Below are 22,386 nucleotides of genomic sequence, written 5' to 3'. Positions count from 1 at the left end.
CTGGCAACCCCCGCCCCTCGGGATCACGCCGCCGATGACGGACCCGCGAGCGCTTCCCGCCGCTCCGGCCCCACCGTCAGGCCGTCCCCGGCCGGATCGACGTCCACCTTCACAGTGTCGCCCTCCCGGATCCCGCCGGCCAGGATCGCCCGCGCGAGGCGGTCGCCGATGGCCGTCTGCACCAGGCGGCGCAGCGGGCGCGCGCCGTAGGTGAGGTCGGGCGTGGCCCCGTCCGGGGCGTCCGGGCTCTGGCCGAGGGTGGCCAGCCAGCGCAGGGCGGGCTCGGTGACGTCGAGGGTGAGGCGGCGGTCGGCGAGACGCCGCTGGAGGTGGGCGATCTGGATCCCGGCGATCCGCTCCAGCTGGCTCACGCCGAGGGCGTGGAAGACCACCAGGTCGTCGAGGCGGTTGAGGAATTCGGGCCGGAAGGAGGCGCGGACGGTCTCCAGCACCCTTTCCTTCTTCTGGTCCTCCTTGAGCAGCGGATCCACCAGATAGGTGGAACCGAGGTTGGAGGTCAGGATCAGGATGGTGTTGCGGAAGTCGACCGTGCGCCCCTGGCCGTCGGTCAGCCGCCCGTCGTCGAGGACCTGGAGCAGGATGTCGAAGACCTCGTGGTGGGCCTTCTCGACCTCGTCCAGGAGCACGACGGTGTAGGGGCGGCGGCGGACGGCCTCGGTGAGCTGGCCGCCCTCCTCGTAGCCGACGTAGCCGGGCGGGGCGCCGACGAGGCGGGCCACCGAGTGCTTCTCGCTGTACTCGCTCATGTCGATGCGGACCATGGCCCGCTCGTCGTCGAAGAGGAAGTCCGCGAGCGCCTTGGCCAGCTCGGTCTTGCCGACGCCCGTCGGGCCGAGGAAGAGGAAGGAGCCGGTGGGCCGGTCGGGGTCGGCGATGCCCGCGCGGGAGCGGCGCACGGCGTCGGAGACGGCGGTGACGGCCTCCTCCTGGCCGATCAGCCGCTTGCCGAGCTCCTCCTCCATGCGCAGCAGCTTCTGCGTCTCGCCCTCCAGCAGGCGGCCGGCCGGGATGCCGGTCCAGGAGGCCACGACGTCGGCGATGTCGTCCGGGCCGACCTCCTCCTTGACCATGAGGTCGCGGGTGGCGGCCTCCTGCTCGGCCTCGGCCTCCGCCTCCGCGGCGGCCGCGAGCTCGCGCTCCAGGCCGGGGATCTCGCCGTAGAGCAGCTTGGAGGCGGTGTCGAAGTCGCCGTCGCGCTGGGCGCGCTCGGCCTGGCCGCGCAGGTCGTCGAGGCGCTCCTTGAGCTCACCCACCCGGTTGAGGGACTGCTTCTCCTTCTCCCAGCGGGCGGTCAGCCCGCGCAGTTCCTCCTCCTTGTCGGCGAGGTCGCGGCGCAGCTTCTCCAGGCGCTGCTTGCTGGCCTCGTCCGACTCCTTGGAGAGCGCGAGCTCCTCCATCTTGAGCCGGTCGACGGCGCGCTGGAGCTCGTCGATCTCCACGGGGGAGGAGTCGATCTCCATGCGCAGCCGGGAGGCCGCCTCGTCCACGAGGTCGATGGCCTTGTCGGGCAGGAAGCGGGAGGTGATGTAGCGGTCGGAGAGGGTGGCGGCGGCGACCAGGGCGGAGTCGGCGATCTGGACCTTGTGATGCGCCTCGTAGCGGCCCTTGAGGCCGCGCAGGATCGCGATGGAGTCCTCCACGGAGGGCTCGGCGACCAGCACCTGCTGGAAGCGGCGCTCCAGCGCGGGGTCCTTCTCGATCCGCTCGCGGTACTCGTCCAGCGTCGTCGCGCCGACCATGCGCAGCTCGCCGCGGGCCAGCATCGGCTTGAGCATGTTGCCCGCGTCCATGGCGGAGTCGCCCCCGGCGCCCGCGCCGACGACCGTGTGCAGCTCGTCGATGAACGTGATGATCTGGCCCTCGCTGGACCTGATCTCGGCCAGGACGGTCTTGAGCCGCTCCTCGAACTCACCGCGGTACTTCGCGCCCGCGACCATCGCGCCGAGGTCGAGCGAGACGAGCCGCTTGTTGCGCAGCGACTCCGGGACGTCGCCCTTGACTATCCGCTGCGCCAGCCCCTCCACGACGGCGGTCTTGCCGACGCCCGGCTCACCGATGAGGACCGGGTTGTTCTTCGTGCGCCGGGAGAGCACCTGCACCACGCGGCGGATCTCGGCGTCCCGGCCGATGACCGGGTCGAGCCTGCCCTCGCGGGCCGCCGCGGTGAGGTCCTGGCCGAACTTCTCCAGGGCCTTGTACGTGCCCTCCGGGTCAGGCGAGGTCACGCGCTGCCCGCCGCGGGCCGCCTCGAAGGCCGCCAGCAGCTTCTTCGCGGACGCGCCCTGCCGCTCCAGCAGCTCACCGGTGCGGCCACCCTTGGCGGCAAGCCCGATGAGCAGGTGCTCGGTGGAGATGTAGGTGTCGCCCAGCTCGCGGGCGCGCTGCGAGGCGTCGGCGATGACGGCCAGCAGCTCGCGGTTGGGCTGCGGCGGCGCGACCGTCGACCCCTGCACGCTCGGCAGCCCGCCCAGCTCCCGCTCGGCACCCGACCGCAGCGCCGCGGCGTCGGCCTCGACGGCGGCGAGCAGGTCCATCACGTTCTCGTTGTCCTGGCCGGCGAGGAGGGCGAGCAGCAGGTGCGCGGGGGTCATGTCGGCGTGCCCCGCCGACACGGCCCGCTCACTGGCACCGCTCAGCGCCTCACGGCTCTTGTTCGTCAGCTCCGCATCCACGACTGTGCACTCCTCCTCTGTCCCGCTCCGATGGCTGCCCTGCTGAAGCCAACGTGCGATAAGTTGAGCGTAGTCCACTCAACCTTGGATTGGCCAGCAGATCCGCCCGGTTCCATGCTCCGCCTGCGGGCCGCCGTCCGCACACGCGTGCCTGGCGCGCTCCTTCGAGTGACATCGCCACGATCACCGCCCACCCCGCCGGTCCGCGGGCATCACTGGCCTTCAACCGCATTGGGGGTGCAGCATGACTGCTATGGCATACGAGCCGACGGCTACGCAGGAAGAACTCCTCCTGGAGAGCTTTCTGGCCCTGGAGACCCCTGAAGGCTTCAAGGCCGAGCTCATCGAGGGGGAGATTGTCGTGTCACCGGCACCGGATGGCGAGCACGAGGACTACCTGAGCACAGTCATCCGTCAGGTGCTGCGCATGTCACGCACCGACATGGACTGCTCCGGCAACAAGGGCCTGCTCATGCCCAGCGGAGGGCGGTGCCCGAAGAACCACGTGATCCCCGACGCCACATTCGCCCCGCGCGAGCTGCGTCTCTTCCGCGGCGCTCCCTCGTGGATGCCCTGCGACGGTGTGGCCATGGTCGTCGAGGTCACCAGCAACAAACCGGACGGCGACCGCATCACCAAGCGCCACTGCTACGCCCGTGGCGGGATCCCGCTCTACGTCCTCGTCGACCGTGAGCAGGGCACCGTCACGCTGCACAGCGACCCCGACCCCGCGATCGACGACTACGCGGAGGTCCACTCCACGGCCTTCGGCAAGCCGCTTCCCCTCCCCGAGCCGTTCGCCTTCGACCTGGAGACGTCCGACCTCGCCTGAGCGGGCCACGACTACGCTTCCGGCATGGCTCACGATCTGCGCAACCTCTCCCCCGCCTACGTCGAGTTCTGGCGGGAGCGGCACATCTGCACCCTGACCACCACCCGGCCCGACGGCAGCCCGCACCTGGTGCCCGTGGGGGTCACCTTCGATCCCGCGGCCGGGATCGCCCGGGTCATCACCAACAAGGACAGCCGCAAGATCGCGAACATCCTGGCCGCCGGAGCGGACGGCGCCCGGGTCGCGGTGTGCCAGATAGGCGAGCGGCGCTGGGCCACCCTGGAGGGCGTCGCCGTCGTGCGCACCGAGCCGGAGGCCGTCGCGGACGCCGTCGCGCGCTACGCCGAGCGGTACGGCCGGACGCCCGCCCCCAACCCCGACCGCGTCCTCGTCGAGATCACCGTCACCAAGGCGCTGGGGCTGGTCTGAACCGACCCCGGTTGGCCCTGTGCTGATGCCGCGCGGCGCGGGCACTCGTACCGTCGGGATGACGGTCGTCCCGACGGCAAGACTCGACGGCAAGAGGAGTACCCACGTCATGAGCGGCGCCGAGAGCGCGGATCACGTCAGCGTCCACCTGACCGGCTGCGGACACCAGGACGCGGGCGCGGTGTTCCGCGCCCTGGAGGCCGCGTTCCCCGAGGGCGCCGGGCCCCCGCGCAGCGAGACGAAGGCGGCGGGCCCCGGGCACCCCATGGTGTGGTGCATGGTCGTCGACGCCCGCACCCGCCGCACGCCCGCGAAGGGCGCGCCGGTGCCGCTGTCCGGCCCGGTCGACGTCGATCTCTTCGGTGCCGCGGACCCCGTGCGCCAGGTCGGCGAGGAACTGGCCACGGCCTTCACCGTGGAGAGCCGCGGCACGGTCCCCGGCGAGCACGAGCTGGAGGTCCGCCTCCGCCTCACCGGCTGAGGCCGTCGGCGAGGAGACACGGAGGGGCCCGGAGAGCATGCCGCTCCCCGGGCCCCTCCGGACCGGCTCAGCCCTGGTCGCGCCTGGGGCGCCAGACCACGAGCGCGCTCGTCTGCTGCACGTCCTGATACGGGACCAGGTCGCGGCGGTACGAAGCGTGCACCGCGGCCTCACGCTGCTGCATGGCCGTGGCGGCGCCCTCGACCGCGCCCTGGAGCTCCGCGATGCGCGCCTTGAGCGCGGACACCTGGTTCTCCAGCTCGATGATGCGCTTGATGCCGGCGAGGTTGATGCCCTCGTCCTGGCTCAGCTGCTGGACCTGCCGCAGCAGCTCGATGTCGCGCGCCGAATAGCGCCGGCCGCGCCCGGCCGTGCGGTCCGGGGAGACCAGGCCGAGCCGGTCGTACTGCCGCAGCGTCTGCGGGTGCAGGCCCGACAGCTGCGCGGCCACGGAGATGACATAGACCGGCGACTCGTCGGTCAGCTGGAAAGGCTGTGCTGGTTCGAAACGCCGTCGTCGGCCGTCCATCTCATGCTCCCTTCGCGGCCTGGAACAGCTCGGCCCTAGGGTCCTGGCCCGCCGTCGCCTCGCGGTACGCCTGGAGGGCGTCCCGCGCCTTGTCGTCGAGCTCCTTCGGCACGGCCACCTCGACGGTGACGAGGAGGTCGCCGCGGGTGCCGTCCTTGCGCACCGCGCCCTTGCCCCGGGCGCGCATCGTACGGCCGTTGGGCGTGCCCGCCGGCAGCTTGAGGGTGACCGGGGGGCCGCCGAGCGTCGGCACCTTCACCTCGCCGCCCAGCGCCGCCTCCGCGAAGGAGACCGGCACGGTGACGGTGAGGTTGTCGTCCTTGCGCCCGAAGACCGGGTGGGTGTCAACGTGGACGACGACATACAGATCGCCGTTCGGCCCGCCGCGCTCGCCCGGGGCGCCCTTGCCGCGCAGCCGGATCCGCTGGCCGTCGGAGACGCCCGGCGGGATGCGGACCTGCATGGTGCGCGAGGACGTGGCCCGGCCGCTGCCCTTGCAGACGTCGCAGGGGTTCTCGGGGATCAGCCCGCGGCCCTTGCAGTCGGGACAGGGGTCGGTCAGCGAGAAGCCGCCGCCCGAGCCGTGCGACACCTGACCGGTGCCGACGCAGGTCGGGCAGACCCGCGGCGTGCCGTTCTTGTCGCCCGTGCCGGAGCACGTCTTGCACGCCGCCGAGGAGGACATCCGCAGCGGGACCGTGGCCCCGTCGACCGCCTCGGTGAAGCTGAGCGACACCTCGGACTCGATGTCCTGGCCCCGCCGGGGCTGCGTACGCGTGCCGCCGCCGCGGTTGAACAGGCCGCCGAAGACATCGCCGAGACCGCCGCCGAACCCGCCGGCGCCCGCCCCGCCCTGGGCGCCCCCGAAGAGGTCGCCCAGGTCGAAGTTGAAGGAGCCGCCGCCCGCGCCGCCCGGCCCGGGACGGAAGCCGCCGCTGCCGAAGAGGGCGCGTGCCTCGTCGTACTCCTTGCGGCGCTTGGGATCGGCGAGGACGTCATTCGCCTCGGAGATCTCCTTGAAGCGCTCCTCGGCCTTGGTGTCGCCCTTGTTGGCGTCCGGGTGGTTCTCGCGTGCGAGCTTCCGGTACGCCTTCTTGATCTCGGCCTCGGTGGCGTCCTTGGGCACGCCGAGGACCTTGTAGTAGTCCTTCTCGACGAAGTCCTTGGTGCTCATCCCCGGCGTCCCTCCTTCCGGTCACTGCGGTCGGTCATAGCGTCAGCCCTTGTCCGGGCCACCGCTCTCGTCGGCCTCGTCGCCCTCGCCGTCGCCCTTCTGCGCGCCCGGCTGGGGCTCGGCGACCGCGACCCGCGCGGGGCGGATCGTCCGCTCGCCGATCCGATACCCCGGCTGCAGAATCTGCACGCACGTGGTCTCGGTGACGTCCGGCGCGTAGCTGTGCATCAGCGCCTCGTGCACCAGCGGGTCGAAGGGCTCGCCCTCCTTGCCGAACTGCTGCAGGCCCATCTTGGCGACGACCGTCTCCAGCGACTCGGCGACGGACTTGAAGCCGCCGACCAGCTCGCCGTGATCACGGGCGCGGCCGATGTCGTCGAGCGTGGGGAGGAGCTCGGACAGGAGGTTCGCGACGGCGATCTCCTTGACCGTGACCCGGTCCCGCTCCACACGGCGACGGTAGTTCTGGTACTCGGCCTGGAGCCGCTGGAGGTCAGCCGTGCGCTCACTGAGCGCCGACTGGGCCTGGTCCAGCTGTGCCTGGAGCCCTACCTCGACCAGTTCTTCCCCGGCCGGGGCCGGGCCCGCCTGGTCGGCGGACCCGGCGCCCTGCGCCGCGTCTTCGGGGGGGGCGTCGGAGGGGACTTCAGGCTTCTCGTCGAAACCCGGGGTCTCCTCGGTCACGCCGCACCGCCCTTGGGCTTCTCGTCGTCGACGATCTCGGCGTCCACGACGTCGTCCTCGGGCTTGGCCTGGCCGGCGCCGGCAGCGCCCTCGGCACCGGCGGCGCCCTGGGCGGCCTGCGCGTCGGCGTACATCGCCTGGCCGAGCTTCTGGCTGACCGCGGCGACCTTCTCGGTCGCGGTGCGGATCTCGGCCGTGTCCTCGCCCTTGAGCTTCTCCTTCAGCTCACCGACAGCGGTCTCGACCTCGGTCTTGACCTCGGCCGGGACCTTGTCCTCGTTGTCCTTGAGGAACTTCTCGGTCTGGTAGACGAGCTGCTCGCCCTGGTTGCGGGTCTCGGCGGCCTCGCGGCGGCGGTGGTCCTCCTCCGCGTACTGCTCGGCCTCCTGGCGCATGCGGTCGACCTCGTCCTTGGCGAGCGAGGAGCCGCCGGTGACGGTCATCTTCTGCTCCTTGCCCGTGCCCAGGTCCTTCGCGGTCACGTGCATGATGCCGTTGGCGTCGATGTCGAAGGAGACCTCGATCTGCGGGACGCCACGCGGGGCCGGCGGCAGACCGGTCAGCTCGAACATGCCGAGCTTCTTGTTGTACGCCGCGATCTCGCGCTCGCCCTGGTAGACCTGGATCTGCACGGACGGCTGGTTGTCCTCGGCCGTCGTGAAGATCTCGGAGCGCTTCGTCGGGATCGTGGTGTTGCGCTCGATCAGCTTGGTCATGATGCCGCCCTTGGTCTCGATACCGAGGGACAGCGGGGTGACGTCGAGCAGCAGGACGTCCTTGACCTCACCCTTGAGGACACCGGCCTGGAGCGAGGCGCCGATGGCGACGACCTCGTCCGGGTTCACACCCTTGTTGGCCTCCTTGCCGCCGGTCAGCTCCTTGACGAGCTCGGCGACGGCGGGCATACGGGTGGAACCGCCGACCAGGACCACGTGGTCGATCTCGGACAGGTTGATGCCCGCGTCCTTGATGACGTTGTGGAACGGCGTCTTGCAGCGCTCCAGCAGGTCCGCGGTCAGCTGCTGGAACTGGGCGCGCGTGAGCTTCTCGTCCAGGTGCAGCGGGCCCTCGGCGGACGCCGTGATGTAGGGCAGGTTGATCGTGGTCTCGGTGGACGAGGACAGCTCGATCTTCGCCTTCTCAGCGGCCTCGCGGAGGCGCTGGAGGGCCATCTTGTCCTTGGACAGGTCGACGCCGTGGCCGTTCTGGAACTGCTTGACCAGGTAGTCGACGACGCGCTGGTCCCAGTCGTCACCACCGAGGTGGTTGTCACCGTTGGTCGCCTTGACCTCGACGACGCCGTCGCCGATCTCGAGCAGCGAGACGTCGAAGGTGCCGCCACCGAGGTCGAAGACCAGAATGGTCTGGTCGTCCTTGTCGAGGCCGTACGCCAGGGCGGCCGCGGTCGGCTCGTTGACGATGCGCAGGACGTTGAGGCCCGCGATCTCACCGGCCTCCTTGGTGGCCTGGCGCTCGGAGTCGTTGAAGTACGCCGGGACGGTGATGACCGCGTCGACGACCTTCTCGCCCAGGTAGGCCTCGGCATCCCGCTTGAGCTTCTGCAGGATGAAGGCGCTCATCTGCTGCGGGTTGAAGTCCTTGCCGTCGATGTTGATCTTCCAGTCGGTGCCCATGTGGCGCTTGACCGACCGGATGGTCCTGTCGACGTTGGTGACGGCCTGGCGCTTGGCGACCTCGCCGACCAGGACCTCACCGTTCTTCGCGAAGGCGACGACGGACGGCGTGGTCCTGGCGCCCTCGGCGTTGGTGATGACGGTGGGCTCACCGCCTTCGAGAACACTGACGACGGAGTTCGTCGTACCCAGGTCGATGCCGACCGCACGTGCCATGTCGATTCCTCCAGCTGACTTGAGTGGAACAGACTCAAGCGTGCAACACAGATCTCCCGCTGTCAACGGAGATGAGTCGAGGGCGCTCAACTCTTATGCGGGTCTTATGCGCAGGGCGGGTCCGGGGAAGGGGCGCCGAGGGGGGTCCGAGCGACACAGATCACCGGCGGTGCGCCTATATCGGGGGCGCGGGAGTGAGTAGTCTCGTACGGACTGGATAAGTTACCCATTAGTAATCCCGCTCGCGCAGGTCCGAGGAGCCCCTCCATGCAACTCGCCGCGATCATCGTGTCGCTGGTAACCATCGCGGTCGGCGTCGCGCTGCTCGGCCGTGCCGTCCTGCAGATCTACCGCCAGCTGCGGCTCGGTCAGCCCATCCCCGCCGGCACCCGCACCGACGAGCCCGTGCGGCGCACGGTCACGGTGGCCAAGGAGTTCCTCGGCCACACCCGGATGAACCGCTGGGGCGTGGTCGGCGTCGCGCACTGGGGCGTGGCCCTGGGCTTCTTCTCGCTGCTGATCACGATCGTCAACGCGATCGGCCAGCTCTTCAAGGCCGAGTGGCTGCTGCCGGTCATCGGGGACTGGCTGCCGTACGAGCTCTGGGTCGAGTTCTTCGCCCTGGTGACGACGCTCGGCATCCTCACTCTGATCGTCATCCGGCAGCTGAGCAAGCCGGGCAAGGCGGGCCGCAAGTCCCGCTTCGCGGGCTCCAACTTCGGCCAGGCGTACTTCGTCGAGGCCGTCATCCTGATCGTCGGCGCCTGCATCATGACGCTGCGCGGCCTGGAGGGCGCCCTCCACGGCGTCGACCACTACGAGGTCGGGTACTTCGCCTCGTACCCGCTGGTCGCGGCCTTCAGGGGGCTCAGCCTCGAGACGCTGCAGAACGTCACCTACCTGGTGGCGATGATCAAGATCGCGACGTCCTTCATCTGGATGATCACGATCTCCCTCAAGACCGACATGGGCGTCGCCTGGCACCGCTTCCTCGCCTTCCCCAACATCTGGTTCAAGCGCGAGTCCGACGGCGGCGTCGCCCTGGGCGCGCTCCTGCCGATGGTCAGCGAGGGCAAGCCGATCAACTTCGAGGACCCGGGCGAGGACGACCAGTTCGGCGTCTCCCAGATCGAGCACTTCTCCTGGAAGGGCCTCCTCGACTTCGACACCTGCACCGAGTGCGGCCGCTGCCAGTCGCAGTGCCCCGCCTGGAACACCGGCAAGCCGCTCTCCCCGAAGCTGCTGATCATGTCGCTGCGCGACCACGCGCACGCCAAGGCCCCCTACCTCCTGGCCGGCGGCGGCAAGGACATGGAGGGCACCGAGAAGGCCACCGCCGAGCAGCTGAAGGACGTCCCCGCGGCGGCCCTGGCCGAGGCGGAGCGGCCGCTGATCGGGACGCTGGAGGAGAACGGCGTCATCGACCCCGACGTGCTGTGGTCGTGCACCACCTGCGGCGCCTGCGTCGAGCAGTGCCCCGTCGACATCGAGCACGTCGACCACATCGTCGACATGCGCCGCTACCAGGTCATGATCGAGTCCTCCTTCCCCTCCGAGGCGGGCACGATGCTCAAGAACCTCGAGAAGAAGGGCAACCCCTGGGGCCTGGCCAAGAAGCAGCGCCTGCAGTGGACCAAGGAGGTCGACTTCGAGGTCCCCGTCGTCGGCAAGGACATCGAGGACCTCACCGAGGTCGACTACCTCTACTGGGTGGGCTGCGCCGGCGCCCTGGAGGACCGGGCGAAGAAGACCACCAAGGCGTTCGCCGAGCTCCTGCACATCGCCGGCGTGAAGTTTGCCATCATGGGCGGCGACGAGAACTGCACCGGTGACTCCGCCCGCCGCCTGGGCAACGAATTCCTCTTCCAGCAGCTCGGCCAGCAGAACGTCGAGATGCTCAACATGGCGTTCGGCGAGTCCGCCGAAGGTGAAGAGGGTGAGGAAGGCGTCAAGGTCGAGAAGGCGAAGAAGAAGATCGTCGCGACCTGCCCGCACTGCTTCAACACCATCGCCAACGAATACCCGCAGCTCGGCGGCGACTACGAGGTCATCCACCACACCCAGCTGCTCCAGCACCTCGTCGACGAGGGCAAGCTGATCCCCGTCACCCCGGTCGAGGGCCTGATCACGTATCACGACCCCTGCTACCTGGGCCGCCACAACAAGGTCTACACGCCGCCGCGCGAGATCATCGCGAAGGTGCCGGGCCTGCGCAACGAGGAGATGCACCGCCACAAGGAGCGCGGTTTCTGCTGCGGCGCCGGCGGCGCGCGCATGTGGATGGAGGAGCGCATCGGCAAGCGCATCAACAACGAGCGCGTGGACGAGGCCCTGTCCCTCAACCCGGACATCGTCTCCACCGCCTGCCCCTTCTGCCTCGTCATGCTGACCGACTCGGTCAACGGCAAGAAGAACGAGGGCAAGGCCAAGGAATCCATCCAGGTCGTCGACGTCTCCCAGCTCCTCCTCGAATCGGTCAAGGCACCGGTCGAGCCCGAGGGCGACGGGGAAACCGCCGACGCACCCGAGCCCGAACCGGTGAAGTAGCCGACTGGCAGGCATCGCGCATTCCTGACGAAGGCCGGTCCCCGCGTGACATCGCGGGGACCGGCCTTCGTCGTCCGGTGTGACGCGCTCTCCATTTGCCGGCGCCGCCGCTTCACACCTCGCCGGGCCCTGAGTTTTCCCCTAAGGGATGTCACAGGACGGCAGCAATGGCGGGGCCGATTCCCCGCCCCCGGCTCCGCACTTCCCAGGAGCGGGTACGTTCGAAGCGTGGCTGGATTCAGGATGGGACGCGGACGGGACTCACACGACCCCGGCCCCGCGCAGCAAGGACAGCGCCCGGGGCAGCGGTACCAGGCCCCGTACGGCGGTCAGACCGGTGCTCAGGGCGGCGGTCAGCAGTGGCAGCAGCCACCGGGGCACGACGAGCCGGAGTACTTCGGCGGTGGCCCGCAGCAGGGCTACGGTCAGTACGACCCCGGCCGCCCCGCCCCGCACCACGGGCGGAGCGCCGACGATCCGGGCCACACACAGCAGTTCAGCGTCGGCGAGGCGCCGGACGCCTACGGCGCGTACAACGGCGGCCCGGCGGGCGGCCCGTACGGCCACGGCCCGCACAACGACGGCTACGGCGACGGCTCCTACAGCGGCGGCACGTACGGCGGTGGCTCCTACGGCGACGGTTCGTACGGCGGCGGCGACACCTACCGCGCGGGGCAGCAGATGCCCGCGCCGCCCGCCGGGCCGCGTCTGCCGTGGAAGGAGCTGCTGAAGGGCATCGTCCTGCGCCCGTCGGCCACCTTCTGGCAGACGCGCGACCACGCGGTGTGGGTCCCGGCCGTGATCGTCACCTTCGTCTACGGCCTGCTCGCCGTCTTCGGCTTCGACAAGGCCCGTGACGACGTCCTGCACGCCACGCTCGCGAACAGCATCCCGTGGGTGCTGATGACCGGCGTGATCGTCGTGATCTCCGGCCTGATCCTCGGGGCCGTCACCCACACCCTCGCCCGGCAGCTCGGCGGCGACGGCATATGGCAGCCGACGGTCGGTCTGTCGATGCTGATCATGTCGATCACGGACGCGCCGAGGCTGCTCTTCGCGATGTTCCTGGGCGGGGACAGCACGATCGTCCAGGTGCTCGGCTGGGCGACCTGGCTGGCGGCCGCCGCGCTGTTCACCTCGATGGTGAGCAAGTCGCACGACCTGCCGTGGCCGAAGGCGCTGGGCGCGTCCGCGATCCAGCTGGTCGCGCTGCTGTCGATCATCAAGCTGGGCACGCTGTAGCGGTCGCCCGTATGTCATGGGGAAGGGCCCCGGTCGCACCACTTCGCGACCGGGGCCCTTCCCTATGCGCTGCTGCCTCTACGCATTTACGCGCACTCGCATTTATGCGCGTAGCAGGCTTACGCGTCGAGGACCTGACCCTCACGCCGGACGACCGGCGGTTCCACGCTCCACGGGAAGTTGATCCACTCGTCGGTGCGCTTCCAGACGTACTCGCAGTCCACCAGGGAGTGCGACTTCTGGTAGATCACGGCGCTGCGCACCTCGGCCACCGTGCCGAGGCAGAAGTCGTGGACGAGCTTGAGCGTCTTGCCCGTGTCGGCGACGTCGTCGACGATCAGGACCTTCTTCTCGGAGAAGTCGATCGCGTTGGGCACCGGCGCGAGCATCACCGGCATCTCCAGCGTGGTGCCCACACCGGTGTAGAACTCCACGTTGACCAGGTGGATGTTCTTGCAGTCCAGCGCGTACGCCAGGCCACCCGCGACGAAGACGCCGCCACGTGCGATGGAGAGGATGATGTCCGGCTCGTAGCCGTCGTCCGCGACGGTCTGCGCCAGCTCACGGATGGCCTGCCCGAAGAGGGGGTAGGTCAGATTCTCGCGCTTGTCACTCACTGTTGCTGTTCGCCTTGTCCCTGCTCAGACCTGTGTGCGGTGAAAGTTCTGGAAGGACCGCGAGGGCGTCGGCCCGCGCTGGCCCTGATAGCGGGAGCCGTGCTTCGCGGACCCGTAAGGATGCTCGACGGGTGAGGTCAGCCGGAACATGCACAGCTGCCCGATCTTCATTCCCGGCCACAGCTTGATCGGCAGCGTGGCCATGTTCGACAGCTCCAGCGTCACATGACCGGAGAAGCCGGGGTCGATGAAGCCGGCCGTCGAGTGCGTCAGCAGGCCGAGCCGGCCGAGGCTGGACTTGCCCTCCAGACGGGAGGCCACATCGTCGGGGAGCGTGATGACCTCGTACGTCGAGGCGAGCACGAACTCACCGGGGTGCAGGATGAACGCCTCGTCACCCTCCGGCACCACCTCACGCGTGAGGTCCGCCTGCTCGACCGCCGGGTCGATGTGGGGGTACCGGTGGTTCTCGAACACCCGGAAGTAGCGGTCCAGCCGCACATCGATGCTCGAGGGCTGCACCATCGATTCGTCGAACGGGTCGATGCGCACCCGGCCGGCGTCGATCTCGGCCCGGATGTCCTTGTCTGAGAGAAGCACGGGTCGAGGATACGCGGAGAAGACGGACAACGCGGGCCCGGTCCGATCGGACCGGGCCCGCGAGGCACTCAGGACTCCTTGATCACCGCTTCTGGACCGCCACCGGCACGGAATGCCGCAGCCGGGCGCAGCGCGGGCAGCGGAGCAGCCGCCCCGGGCCGAGCCGGCCGGGACCGAGGTTCTGCATCGGGAACGAAGCGGTGCTGAACACGTGCCCTTCGGCACAACGAACGACGGTGCGCTCCATCGAGCTCCCTTTCCCCATGGTGTTGCTCATGCGCGCCTCCGGCACGACATGAAAGACAAAAGCCACATTAGGGGATGTATCGCAGCGACCCGCACCCGGCACTCCCGGCCGCCCCCGCCGACTTGTCACCCCCCACCGTACGCCCCAACTCCCGCCCCCCGAGGCCGTGTCCCCACCCCCTTCACCAACCCCGCAAAAGCCGTGAAGACCCTCACGGCACGTGCGCCGGGGGTCTTCGATGGGGTAGAGTGTGCGACGATACGACGCTCCGAAACGGGCGTCCGCGCGGGTGTAGTTTAATGGTAGAACATGAGCTTCCCAAGCTCAGAGCGCGAGTTCGATTCTCGTCACCCGCTCCAATGAGAAAGCCCCAGGCCGTCGGCCCGGGGCTTCTTTGTTGTGCGGATCCCCCGGTCTTGCGGGCCGCGGGCGCGGCACCGCCGGTCATGCCGTCAGGTGCGCGATCCGGCCGAGCTCCGGGCGGAGGGCCGCCGCCGACGCCGGGTCGACCGCGCGCAACAGGGCCCAGGCGGCATGGGCGTTGCGGGCCGCGCGGCGCGTCTCCACGTCCGGGGCCCCGGCCTGGCGGCGGCGCTCGGCGGCGAGGACGTGCAGCCGGGTGGCGGCGGCCCAGTCGTCGCGCAGCAGCAGGGACAGCCAGGCGCGGGTGGCCAGCGCGCCGAGGGTGTGCGGGTGGAGGGGGCCGAGGTCGGCGGTCAGCGCGGTCTCCAGGTCCGCTGCCGCGGCCGCCGCGCCCGCCAGGTCGCCCCGCAGCTCGGCGGTGACGACCCGGCCGAGCAGGGCCGCGTGGCGGGGTTCGAGCGGCCCGGTCCGCTCGGTGAGGGACGCGAGTGGGGCGGCGGGTGCAGGAGGGGCCACCGGCGCGGGGTGCGGAGCGTCCAGCGGTGTCACCGCGCCATCGTGGTCGACTATCAAAGGCCAGACCGAGCCGTCGGGCTCCTTGGCGTTGATCCGCACCGGATGCCCGCGGCGTGCGGCCCGGACGCGGATGTCGGCCAGGGCCGACGTGCGCGCGTCCTGCCCCGGCAGGTTCTCGACCGGCTCCCCGTCGACGGTGGTTTCTCCCGTGGCGCTGATCACGATCGTGTACACGGGTGTCAGCGGGACCGAGTCGAGGTCCGTCACAACAGGCATGGCCAATCCTTACTTCCCGCCGGTCCCCTTCGGTTCGGCGGCACCATCATCACCCGGGTCATCCCGCGTTGGGGTAGTAGGGGGGTGACCAGCCCAGGTACTTCGCACCCCACTTCGTCTCGATGTCGGTGGCGGGCACGATGGATATCTCGCCCGGCGTCACGATGTCGTTGGACGCGACCTTGCCGTCCCCGACATAGATCGCGACATGTCCGGCACGGTGTCCGGTGTCCCAGAACATCAGGGCGCCCGGCGGCGGGTTGCGGTCGCCGTCGTGGCGCATGTCCTTGGGCATGACGTCCGTGTAGTGGTCGATGGCGTAATTGGTGCCGGAGGAGTTCCAGCCGTACGCGATCGAGGTGAAGGCCAGGCACTTCTGGTACCAGTCCGAACGGTGGCTGTCCGCCTCGGCGCGCGCCCACTTGATCGCGTCCTCGGTGGAGTGGCGGTTCTTGACGACGTCGGGCCAGGACGACTTGCCGTCGTGGAACGGCTCACCCGGCTTGCCGGGTTCGCCCGTACCGGACGTGTCGCATGTCTCCGGCGGCTCGTCGGGGTCCTTGCTGCCCTTGCCGTTGTCCGCGGGCTTGCCGCTCGATCCGCTGCTGTCGGACTTGCCGGGGTGGTTCTCGCCCGAGCGCTCCAGGTCGATGCCCGCTTCCTTGGCGATGCTGCGGGCCTGGGTCTCCTTCGGTCCGTAGGCGTCGGCGAAACCGGAGCGCTGCACCTTCTGGGCAGCGTCGTTCAGCGAGAGGTTCTCCCACGGGACGTCGTCGAGCCCCGGCGGGTCGCCGCTGTCACCGCCGAAGAAGAACATGTGGGCCGCGTATTTGGGGTCCAGGATCTGCTCCCTCGTGCCCCAGCCCGACGAAGGCCGCTGCTGGAAGAGACCGAGGGAGTCCCGGTCCCCGTAGTTGATGTTGTCCAGCTGGGACTCGGCGAGCGCCGTCATCAGCGCGATGAGCGTGGCCCGGCCGGGCAGCTTGCCGTCCTTGGCGACCTGGTCGATGATCTTCGCGTTCGCCACCTGGCGCGCGCGCAGCTCCTTGCCCGCCCCGCCCGTCGCGTCCCCCTTGCTGCCGTTGCCCGACGCGCCGTCGTCGGCGGGCTGGCCCGGCTTGCCGCAGCCCATGGCGTACGCACCGCCACTGCCGCCGAGGCCACCGAGCGCTCCGAACAGGATCAGGAAGGCCATGAACAGGGCCGCGACCGGCAGGCCCAGCTTGATCATCAGGGCACGTCGGGCTCCCCCCGCCGCCAGGGCGAGGGCCTCACGTCCGTCCAACGACTCAGACCCCCAGGATCCTGCCCACGCGCCAGCCGTCGTCGCCGCGCATGATCTCGGTCAGCAAGACCTTGGTCTCGGTGTATTTGCGATAGCCCGCGACCGTCGTGTCCACGGTCACCTTGCGCCACACGCGCGTCGGCGTGTCCGCCTGCCGGCTCACCCGGTCGTCGTCGGCCGGGCCTACGGTGACCTTGTCCACCGTGGACACGCCCCCGTTGGAGACCAGTTCGCCCCACGCCTTGTCGTCGAACTGCCGGAGGTTGTCCCGCAGAGCGGAGGTCATCCACGGCGCCGCACGGTCCACCGCCGCCTTGTGTGTCTTGTCCACCGGCGGGTTACGGGCCCAGTAGGCCCGTGCCCAGTCCTCCGCCGTCTTCTCCGGCTTGCCGAGATCCGGCTTGGCGGAGCCGGAGGGGGAGGGCGAGGCGGCCGGGTCGGCGCCGGGCGCCCGGGACGGGGCCTCCGCGGTGTGCGTGTCCGCCTCGGTGCCCGGCTGTACGACCCGCGCCGGAGCGTCGTGAGCCGGCCACCAGTGCGTGGCGGCCGCCCCGAGGGCCAGGAACCCGGCGATCACCAGGATGGCACCGCCCGCGGTGACCGGCTCCCGGCGCCGCTCCTCCGCGAGACGGCGCTTGACCTCCACCTTCTGGCCCTGCCGGTAGACCTTGCGGGCCCGGCGGCGCAGGGACCGCTTGGGCGCCGTCTCGATCTCCTCCGGGTATTCGTACGGAGCCTTGAGCAACTCCCGCCACTCGGCAGGGTTCCTGGGCCCCTTGTCCTTGCTCACTTGGTCCTCCTGCGGCGGCGGGCGGGGGCACTTGCGGAGGCGTTCCGCCGCACGGTGACCGTCGCGCTGCTGGGCGGGGCCACGCGCGGCTGCCGGGGCTTGCTGCCGAGTTTCGGCCCCCGGCGGAACTCGTGGGCGCCCTGGCCCTTGGCGGGCTTCGACGACGCCGCGTTGCGTCGGCTGTGGGCACTCTGCGCACGTGGCGCCTGCTCGGAGCCGTTCCGTGCCTTCGGGTTGTTCTGGGCGCCCTGGTCGTTCTGGGCGCGCCCCCGCCCTCGGTGAGCGGCGACCGTCGCCGTCGCGGACTTCGGGTGCACGCTGGCCACGCTGGTGGTACGCCGCTCCGGCAGGTCCACGCTGGTGCCCGCGCCCCTGCGGTACGCGCCCGCCCGGGTCGCCCCACCGGCAGCGCGCGGGCCGTCCGAGCCCGTGCTCCGCCCGTCCGCGCCCGGCCGGTCCGATCCGGCCGGGGACTTGGCGCCTCCGCGCACACCGAGCGGGACGGTGCTGTTGGTCGCGGCCCAGGAACTCATGGCCATGGCCTTACCGACATGGGAGACCTTCTCGTCGAAGGCCTTCGCGCCCTTCCGCGCTCCCGTGGCCGCGAACCTGCCGGCCTGCTTGCCGGCCCGGCCGGTACCGCGCGCGGCCTTCCCGGCCGTCCAGCCAGTCGCCTTTCCGGCCATGCGGCTGGCCCCGCGTCCCATCGCCATGCCCAGTGCCGAGCCGCCGGGAGTCAGCGTGCCGGAGACACCGACGATGCTCTCCATCACGGAACGGAACTTGAACGCCACGATCGCGCTGGTGATGCTGACACCGGCGGAGGCGAAGTAGCCGTACGTGCCCAGCATCGTGATGCTGACGGTGTTCAGGACCAGGACGACGCCCAGCACCATCGTGCTCACGAACGACTGCATGGCGAAGCCCAGAAGGGCGTCGAACCAGCGCATGCCCCATTGCCGCGGTCTGCCGGGGATCACCCACAGACAGGCGAAGACCACTCCCGCGAGCAGCAGCATCAGCGCGCCGATCAGCGAGGCGAGGGAGGCGAAGGCCAGGGCGATGGCGAGGACGGCGAAGAGCGCGGCGCAGACGAAGGCGGCGATCGCGACCGTGACGCGGCCGGCGTTCTTGCCCTGCCGCCACTTCATGGCCGGTGTGCCGATCTTCTTGTCACTGAGGGATTTGCTCAGGTACTCCTTGCGGGCGTCATCGAAATCGTCGTCGTCCGTCGGCTTGTCCGTCTTCCTGAGGGTTTCCTCGCCGAACTGCTTGCAGGTGTTGAGGTTGCCGAATTCGGCGATGCACCAGGGAGTGACGACATACGAGCGCCAGATCGCGTCGGTGGACTTGCGGACCAGCTTGTTCTTCTTCGACTCCTCGGCTTTCTTCTGCTCCTTGGGGTCCGTCTTCGGCTTGTTGTCGTCCTCCGTCTGGCCGAGGTTCGCGTCCCCCTTGACCTCGAAGGGCTCCTTCACATCGCGGTCCAGGCCGGCGCTGGTGGCCTCCGCGGCGATGCTGGCACCGACCTCGCGCACGCTGTCGATGCCGTCGACCCACACCTGGGGGGTCGAGATAAGCGAGACCGCCAGAATGCCGGAGGCCGCCACCCAGCCGAGCTGGCTGAGCCCGCTGCCGCTCGCCTTGCGGTGGTTGGCCCAGGCCACCATGGCGCCCACGGCCAGGGCCGAGGGCAGCAAGGTCGCGGAAACCGTCCCGGCCGCGCCGGATATGGACTTGATGATCGCGTCGTGGATGTCCTGGACCTTGGTGAGGTCCATCGTCCACTGGACGGCGACCACGGCCGACTGGGTGACGAAGACCGTCAGTCCCATGAAGAGTTCGGCCATGCCGTTGAGCATCGACCAGCCGATGTCCTTCCAGCCCAGCTCGCTGTCCAGCCGGTAGTAGAGCGCGGCGCCGAACTGCTCGTAGAGGGTCTGGCCGCCGCCCTGCCCGATGCGGGGGGTGCGCAGGAGGTCGCCGATGCCCGCCGGCTTGTACTTGTCGAACTTGTCGTCGGCCGCCGCGGCCCCGGCTGTCGCCATCAGCGTGGTGAGCGCACCGAGGAGGGGTATCGCGAGGTTCCGGAAGCGGGGAATCCTCATCCCGAGGACCTCATCAGGGCGCTGCGGACGGGACTGGCGGCCGACATGTCTTCGTCACGCATGTGCGTGAACTGGTCGACCAGCCACGTGCCGTCGTTCTTGACCATGCGAACGGCCCACCGGTAGGCGGAGATCCGCGCGCCGTCGGCGGTCTTCTCCGTGACCATCAGACCCGTCCCCTCGGGATGGTCCTTGACCGGCGGGACGGTCAGCGGCCCGCCCTCGGTGGCCACGGTGCCGACGGCATCGGGCTTCTCGCCGTCCCGGTCCTGGAAGTTCTTCACACAGCCTTCGAGGCCGCCGTCCCCCTGCTTGTTCGGGGTCATCAGGCCGCACATCGTCCGTACGTCGTTGCCGACGCTCGCCTTCGTGTACCGGACGGCGGCGTCCTTCATGGCCGCCTCGTCCTTCGCCCTCGCCTGGGCCTCCGCGTCCGCCCGGGCGCGCTCCTCCTTGTCGGCGCCCGGATTACCGCCGGCCTGCCCGCCCTTGCTGTCCGAGGACGACGAACACCCCGTCACCACCAGGATCGACGCCACCACGGCGGCCATCGCTGTCATCCGCTTCACGCGTTCGCCCCCTGAGGCTCGGGCTTGCTCATCGACATCGGGTCCGCCCCGACGCCCGTCGTCTTCGGCGTCGTACTCAGCAGCTCCAGCACCTCCAGCGACGGCACGTCGAACTGCACCGTCGCGCTGTTGAAGCGGCGGTCGCGCATGATGCAGTGGCCGTGCCGGATCTCCTGCGTCACGTCGACGCCGATCGCCTGGATGAGCTGGCGTGTGTGGTCGCCCTTCGGGAGGTCGAGCAGGGCCGCCATCGCGTCCTGCTGTTCCGGCGTCGTGAGCTGGAAGCCGAAGACGGTCGTCATCTGCTCGACCAGGCCGGTGAGGCTGGCCAGCGACTCCGGGTCCTGGGTGTCGACGACCAGGGCCGTGTGCAGCGCGCGGCCGACGCGGGCGATGTACTGGAGGAACGAGCTGCCCTCCCGGGTCGCCGTCAGCACGTGCACCTCCGGCACCGCGACGACCTTGCGCAGGCCGCGCAGGTCCTTCCGGCCGGCCATGCTGATGCCGTACGCCAGCAGCGAGTGGACGAGGGCGACCGAGAGCCGCTGGTGGACCGACCAGTCGTCGCGGTCGTCGTCGGGGGACGGCAGCGTGATGCCGGGGACCTGGACGACCCAGATGCCCGGTGTGGGCATGAGCAGCGACGAGCCGTCCGGCTTGCCCATGAAGGGCGCGCCGAGGCCGGTCAGCGACAGTTCGTAGAGGGCGTTGCCCGCCTCGCGGGACAGCTCGTCCTCGGAGCGCCGCAGCCGCTCGATGACCTTCCAGGTCGCGGGGTCGCCCGCGGCGATGGTCTCGTTGACCGCACTCTGGATCGGGGTCTCCGCGCCCCGCATGCGCAGGTGCTGCGGCAGGGCGATGCCGAGCTGCGCCGGGACCTCGGTCTGCGCGCGCTCGGCGCTCTCGCCGGAGAGCAGGGTGAAGAGGTCGGCGACGCCCGCGAACTGCGCCCCGGTCTCGATCAGATGGGCGTTGAGCCCGAAGCGCTGCCCGGCCGACACGAGGCCGCCCATGTCGCCCTTGAAGTCCAGGGCCAGCACGAACGAGCCGCGGAAGCCGGAGTCCAGCAGGGACAGCATCATCGCGGTCGTCTTGCCGCGGCCGCTTCGCCCGATGAACGCCGTGGTCGTGGCGTCACCGCGCTCGGAGCCACCGGTCAGGTCGTTGCGCACGACACCGGGCGTCGAGCCGGTCAGGTAGCCGATCGCCGGGCCCGTGTCGTCACCGACCGAGGCGCCGCCCCAGAACCAGGAGCCGGCGAACGCGCCGACCGTGCGCGTGTGCACCAGGTCCGGCACCCGCAGCATGTCGCCGGGCTGGGACTCCAGCCACAGCTCGCGCTGTTCCTCGGCGGCGACGCTGACCTCGATACCCAGGCCGCCGTAGTAGCCGATGACGGCGTCGCAGCGGGCGCGCAGATCGTCCAGCGAGACATCGCTGCTGACGATCAGGCGGGGGTGGTCCTCCATCAGCGTGACGTCCTCGCGCTTCATGTCGCGCGAGAGGCCCGTCATCGTCTCCTCGGTCTCCTCGATCTCCTGCGCGGTCTCGCCGGCGGAGTGCTTGGCGGCGCTCTGCCGCTGCTCCTTGGCGAGCCTGCGCACCTCGTCGATCGCCTTCAGGGCGTCCCGCTTGTGCAGGACCTTGAAGCGGACGGAGGGCTCGGGGTTGACCGGCTTGACCTGGATGTCGGCGTCGTGGTCGTCATCGGCGTACTCGGGTACGTAGGTGATCTCCGCGACGGCGCGCAGCCACTCGCCCGCGCCCGGGGACTCCATCTCCTCCGGGAAGCCGTCCATGGTGAGGATCGCGGTCCAGGAGGTGGTCTCGCCCTGCTGGTCGACGAAGCGCAGGTGGTCGGGGTAGGGCAGGACGCGGCCGCGGGTGAGCTGGGCCAGCTTGGCACCGGATATGAGGCCGTCGCCACCCGGCGTCGGCAGCACGGTGCCGCGGCGCTGCTCGCGGGCGACCATCCAGGCCAGCATCTCGACCGTGGCCGGCTGCGCCTTCCACGGCGTCGTCTCCAGCTGCCGGCCCAGGCGCCGGGTGAGCGCGTCGAGACGGGCTATCTCCTTCTGGGAGACGGAGGTCGAGCTGATGCCCAGGGCCTCCTGCACGCCCCGGCTGCCCCGGGCCTTGGCCTGGGTGGAGCGCTCGGAGATGCGCACGCCGAGCAGCAGCAGCCGGGTCGGCAGCTCCAGGTCGTCGAGGCGCTCGACACGGATGTCGGCCCACTCCGCGTAGTTGCCGGCCGAGAAGAGGGTGTCCGCCTCGTTCCGGTACTCGGCGGCGTTCAGCGGCGCCCACAGCACCTTCAGGTGGCAGTCGTGGCCGGAGAGCGTACGGGCCAGCGCGCTGCTCGCCTGGTCGTGCTCGGCGTCCCGGGCGCTCTCCGACATCAGGTCGGTGTTGGAGCCCGAGAGGACGAACCACGCCTCGGCGTGCGTCTCGGTGACGACCAGGCCGTCCGCGAGGGCGACGTAGCGGGGCGGCGGGGCGGAACGGTCACCCTCGACGCCGAGAAAACGGGCGATGCCCTTGAACAACTTCAATG

19 protein-coding genes and 1 tRNA gene are annotated in these 22,386 nt (G+C 70.1%); 6 read left to right on the top strand and 14 right to left on the bottom strand.

The window, feature by feature from the left end; all coding sequences use genetic code 11:
* Positions 1-23 precede the first annotated feature (23 nt).
* Complete coding sequence (gene clpB / locus ACZ4A5_RS05110) at positions 24-2,693, bottom strand: ATP-dependent chaperone ClpB (protein ID WP_467578542.1); 2,670 nt, start codon at positions 2,691-2,693, stop codon at positions 24-26.
* A 253-nt stretch (positions 2,694-2,946) separates the two neighbouring features.
* Between clpB and ACZ4A5_RS05105 the strand changes: the two genes are divergently transcribed.
* From ACZ4A5_RS05105 to ACZ4A5_RS05095, 3 genes are all read left to right on the top strand, one after another.
* On the top strand, positions 2,947-3,525 hold the full coding sequence (locus ACZ4A5_RS05105) for a Uma2 family endonuclease (protein ID WP_467578701.1): 579 nt from the start codon (positions 2,947-2,949) through the stop codon (positions 3,523-3,525).
* 24 nt (positions 3,526-3,549) lie between these two features.
* Complete coding sequence (locus ACZ4A5_RS05100) at positions 3,550-3,954, top strand: pyridoxamine 5'-phosphate oxidase family protein (RefSeq protein WP_467578540.1); 405 nt, start codon at positions 3,550-3,552, stop codon at positions 3,952-3,954.
* Between the two features lie 109 nt (positions 3,955-4,063).
* Positions 4,064-4,435, top strand: a complete 372-nt coding sequence (locus tag ACZ4A5_RS05095; RefSeq protein ID WP_467578538.1) for a hypothetical protein — start codon at positions 4,064-4,066, stop codon at positions 4,433-4,435.
* Positions 4,436-4,502: 67 nt separating this feature from the next.
* On the opposite strand, the gene ACZ4A5_RS05090 is transcribed toward ACZ4A5_RS05095, so the two are convergent.
* From ACZ4A5_RS05090 to dnaK, 4 genes are read right to left on the bottom strand one after another with little or no spacing between them, the layout of a single operon-like run.
* Positions 4,503-4,964 carry a heat shock protein transcriptional repressor HspR gene (locus ACZ4A5_RS05090; RefSeq protein WP_361521335.1) on the bottom strand — a complete coding sequence of 154 codons (462 nt, stop codon included), beginning with the start codon at positions 4,962-4,964 and terminating at the stop codon, positions 4,503-4,505.
* 1 nt (position 4,965) lies between these two features.
* Positions 4,966-6,138, bottom strand: coding sequence for a molecular chaperone DnaJ (dnaJ, locus tag ACZ4A5_RS05085; protein WP_467578536.1), 1,173 nt, complete (start codon positions 6,136-6,138; stop codon positions 4,966-4,968).
* Positions 6,139-6,180: 42 nt separating this feature from the next.
* Positions 6,181-6,822 (bottom strand): nucleotide exchange factor GrpE, encoded by a 642-nt coding sequence (gene grpE, locus ACZ4A5_RS05080; protein ID WP_467578534.1) that lies wholly within the window; start codon positions 6,820-6,822, stop codon positions 6,181-6,183.
* On the bottom strand, positions 6,819-8,672 hold the full coding sequence (gene dnaK / locus ACZ4A5_RS05075; protein ID WP_467578532.1) for a molecular chaperone DnaK: 1,854 nt from the start codon (positions 8,670-8,672) through the stop codon (positions 6,819-6,821). Before dnaK ends, grpE begins: the two co-directional genes overlap by 4 nt.
* Positions 8,673-8,939: 267 nt before the next feature.
* Between dnaK and ACZ4A5_RS05070 the strand changes: the two genes are divergently transcribed.
* Both ACZ4A5_RS05070 and ACZ4A5_RS05065 read left to right on the top strand, forming a co-directional pair.
* Positions 8,940-11,219: a (Fe-S)-binding protein gene (locus ACZ4A5_RS05070; RefSeq protein WP_467578530.1), complete on the top strand. Its 2,280-nt coding sequence runs from the start codon at positions 8,940-8,942 to the stop codon at positions 11,217-11,219.
* A 243-nt stretch (positions 11,220-11,462) separates the two neighbouring features.
* Positions 11,463-12,461 (top strand): Yip1 family protein, encoded by a 999-nt coding sequence (locus ACZ4A5_RS05065; RefSeq protein ID WP_467578699.1) that lies wholly within the window; start codon positions 11,463-11,465, stop codon positions 12,459-12,461.
* 119 nt (positions 12,462-12,580) lie between these two features.
* On the opposite strand, the gene ACZ4A5_RS05060 is transcribed toward ACZ4A5_RS05065, so the two are convergent.
* From ACZ4A5_RS05060 to ACZ4A5_RS05050, 3 genes are all read right to left on the bottom strand, one after another.
* The gene (locus ACZ4A5_RS05060) at positions 12,581-13,078 is read right to left on the bottom strand and encodes a phosphoribosyltransferase (RefSeq protein ID WP_467578528.1); all 498 of its coding nucleotides are present in this window, start codon (positions 13,076-13,078) and stop codon (positions 12,581-12,583) included.
* Between the two features lie 24 nt (positions 13,079-13,102).
* Positions 13,103-13,678: a dCTP deaminase gene (dcd, locus tag ACZ4A5_RS05055; protein WP_071962992.1), complete on the bottom strand. Its 576-nt coding sequence runs from the start codon at positions 13,676-13,678 to the stop codon at positions 13,103-13,105.
* Between the two features lie 82 nt (positions 13,679-13,760).
* Positions 13,761-13,955, bottom strand: a complete 195-nt coding sequence (locus ACZ4A5_RS05050) for a hypothetical protein (RefSeq protein ID WP_390751892.1) — start codon at positions 13,953-13,955, stop codon at positions 13,761-13,763.
* 255 nt (positions 13,956-14,210) lie between these two features.
* Here ACZ4A5_RS05050 and ACZ4A5_RS05045 point away from each other — a divergent pair.
* Positions 14,211-14,284 (top strand) — tRNA-Gly (locus ACZ4A5_RS05045).
* A gap of 85 nt (positions 14,285-14,369) precedes the next feature.
* On the opposite strand, the gene ACZ4A5_RS05040 is transcribed toward ACZ4A5_RS05045, so the two are convergent.
* From ACZ4A5_RS05040 to ACZ4A5_RS05015, 6 genes are read right to left on the bottom strand one after another with little or no spacing between them, the layout of a single operon-like run.
* Positions 14,370-15,080, bottom strand: a complete 711-nt coding sequence (locus ACZ4A5_RS05040; protein WP_467578524.1) for a hypothetical protein — start codon at positions 15,078-15,080, stop codon at positions 14,370-14,372.
* A 58-nt stretch (positions 15,081-15,138) separates the two neighbouring features.
* Entirely contained in the window at positions 15,139-16,311 is a 1,173-nt protein-coding gene (locus tag ACZ4A5_RS05035; RefSeq protein WP_467578522.1) for a peptidase M23, read from the bottom strand.
* A 58-nt stretch (positions 16,312-16,369) separates the two neighbouring features.
* Positions 16,370-17,155: a hypothetical protein gene (locus tag ACZ4A5_RS05030; RefSeq protein WP_467578520.1), complete on the bottom strand. Its 786-nt coding sequence runs from the start codon at positions 17,153-17,155 to the stop codon at positions 16,370-16,372.
* Positions 17,152-19,263, bottom strand: coding sequence for a TrbL/VirB6 family protein (locus tag ACZ4A5_RS05025; protein WP_467578518.1), 2,112 nt, complete (start codon positions 19,261-19,263; stop codon positions 17,152-17,154). Before ACZ4A5_RS05025 ends, ACZ4A5_RS05030 begins: the two co-directional genes overlap by 4 nt.
* Positions 19,260-19,832 carry a hypothetical protein gene (locus tag ACZ4A5_RS05020; protein ID WP_467578516.1) on the bottom strand — a complete coding sequence of 191 codons (573 nt, stop codon included), beginning with the start codon at positions 19,830-19,832 and terminating at the stop codon, positions 19,260-19,262. The genes ACZ4A5_RS05025 and ACZ4A5_RS05020 overlap by 4 nt, the downstream gene beginning before the upstream one ends.
* Positions 19,829-22,384: an ATP-binding protein gene (locus ACZ4A5_RS05015; RefSeq protein WP_467578514.1), complete on the bottom strand. Its 2,556-nt coding sequence runs from the start codon at positions 22,382-22,384 to the stop codon at positions 19,829-19,831. Before ACZ4A5_RS05015 ends, ACZ4A5_RS05020 begins: the two co-directional genes overlap by 4 nt.
* Positions 22,385-22,386 lie beyond the last annotated feature (2 nt).

It is taken from the genome of Streptomyces sp. NPDC025618 (genome assembly GCF_055558795.1).
The sequence above is the reverse complement of the archived record's forward strand: the minus strand, read 5'-3'. Positions and strand labels throughout refer to the sequence as shown.

Excerpts from the sequence above, each read along its gene's own strand:
- ACZ4A5_RS05070 (WP_467578530.1), top strand. The coding sequence starts at position 8,940 with ATGCAACTCGCCGCGATCATCGTGTCGCTGGTAACCATCGCGGTCGGC.
- ACZ4A5_RS05050 (WP_390751892.1), bottom strand. The coding sequence starts at position 13,955 with ATGAGCAACACCATGGGGAAAGGGAGCTCGATGGAGCGCACCGTCGTT.
- ACZ4A5_RS05025 (WP_467578518.1), bottom strand. The coding sequence starts at position 19,263 with ATGAGGATTCCCCGCTTCCGGAACCTCGCGATACCCCTCCTCGGTGCG.
- ACZ4A5_RS05040 (WP_467578524.1), bottom strand. The coding sequence starts at position 15,080 with ATGCCTGTTGTGACGGACCTCGACTCGGTCCCGCTGACACCCGTGTAC.
- ACZ4A5_RS05035 (WP_467578522.1), bottom strand. The coding sequence starts at position 16,311 with ATGATCAAGCTGGGCCTGCCGGTCGCGGCCCTGTTCATGGCCTTCCTG.
- ACZ4A5_RS05095 (WP_467578538.1), top strand. The coding sequence starts at position 4,064 with ATGAGCGGCGCCGAGAGCGCGGATCACGTCAGCGTCCACCTGACCGGC.
- ACZ4A5_RS05105 (WP_467578701.1), top strand. The coding sequence starts at position 2,947 with ATGGCATACGAGCCGACGGCTACGCAGGAAGAACTCCTCCTGGAGAGC.
- dnaJ (WP_467578536.1), bottom strand. The coding sequence starts at position 6,138 with ATGAGCACCAAGGACTTCGTCGAGAAGGACTACTACAAGGTCCTCGGC.
- dnaK (WP_467578532.1), bottom strand. The coding sequence starts at position 8,672 with ATGGCACGTGCGGTCGGCATCGACCTGGGTACGACGAACTCCGTCGTC.
- ACZ4A5_RS05065 (WP_467578699.1), top strand. The coding sequence starts at position 11,463 with ATGGGACGCGGACGGGACTCACACGACCCCGGCCCCGCGCAGCAAGGA.
- ACZ4A5_RS05090 (WP_361521335.1), bottom strand. The coding sequence starts at position 4,964 with ATGGACGGCCGACGACGGCGTTTCGAACCAGCACAGCCTTTCCAGCTG.
- ACZ4A5_RS05100 (WP_467578540.1), top strand. The coding sequence starts at position 3,550 with ATGGCTCACGATCTGCGCAACCTCTCCCCCGCCTACGTCGAGTTCTGG.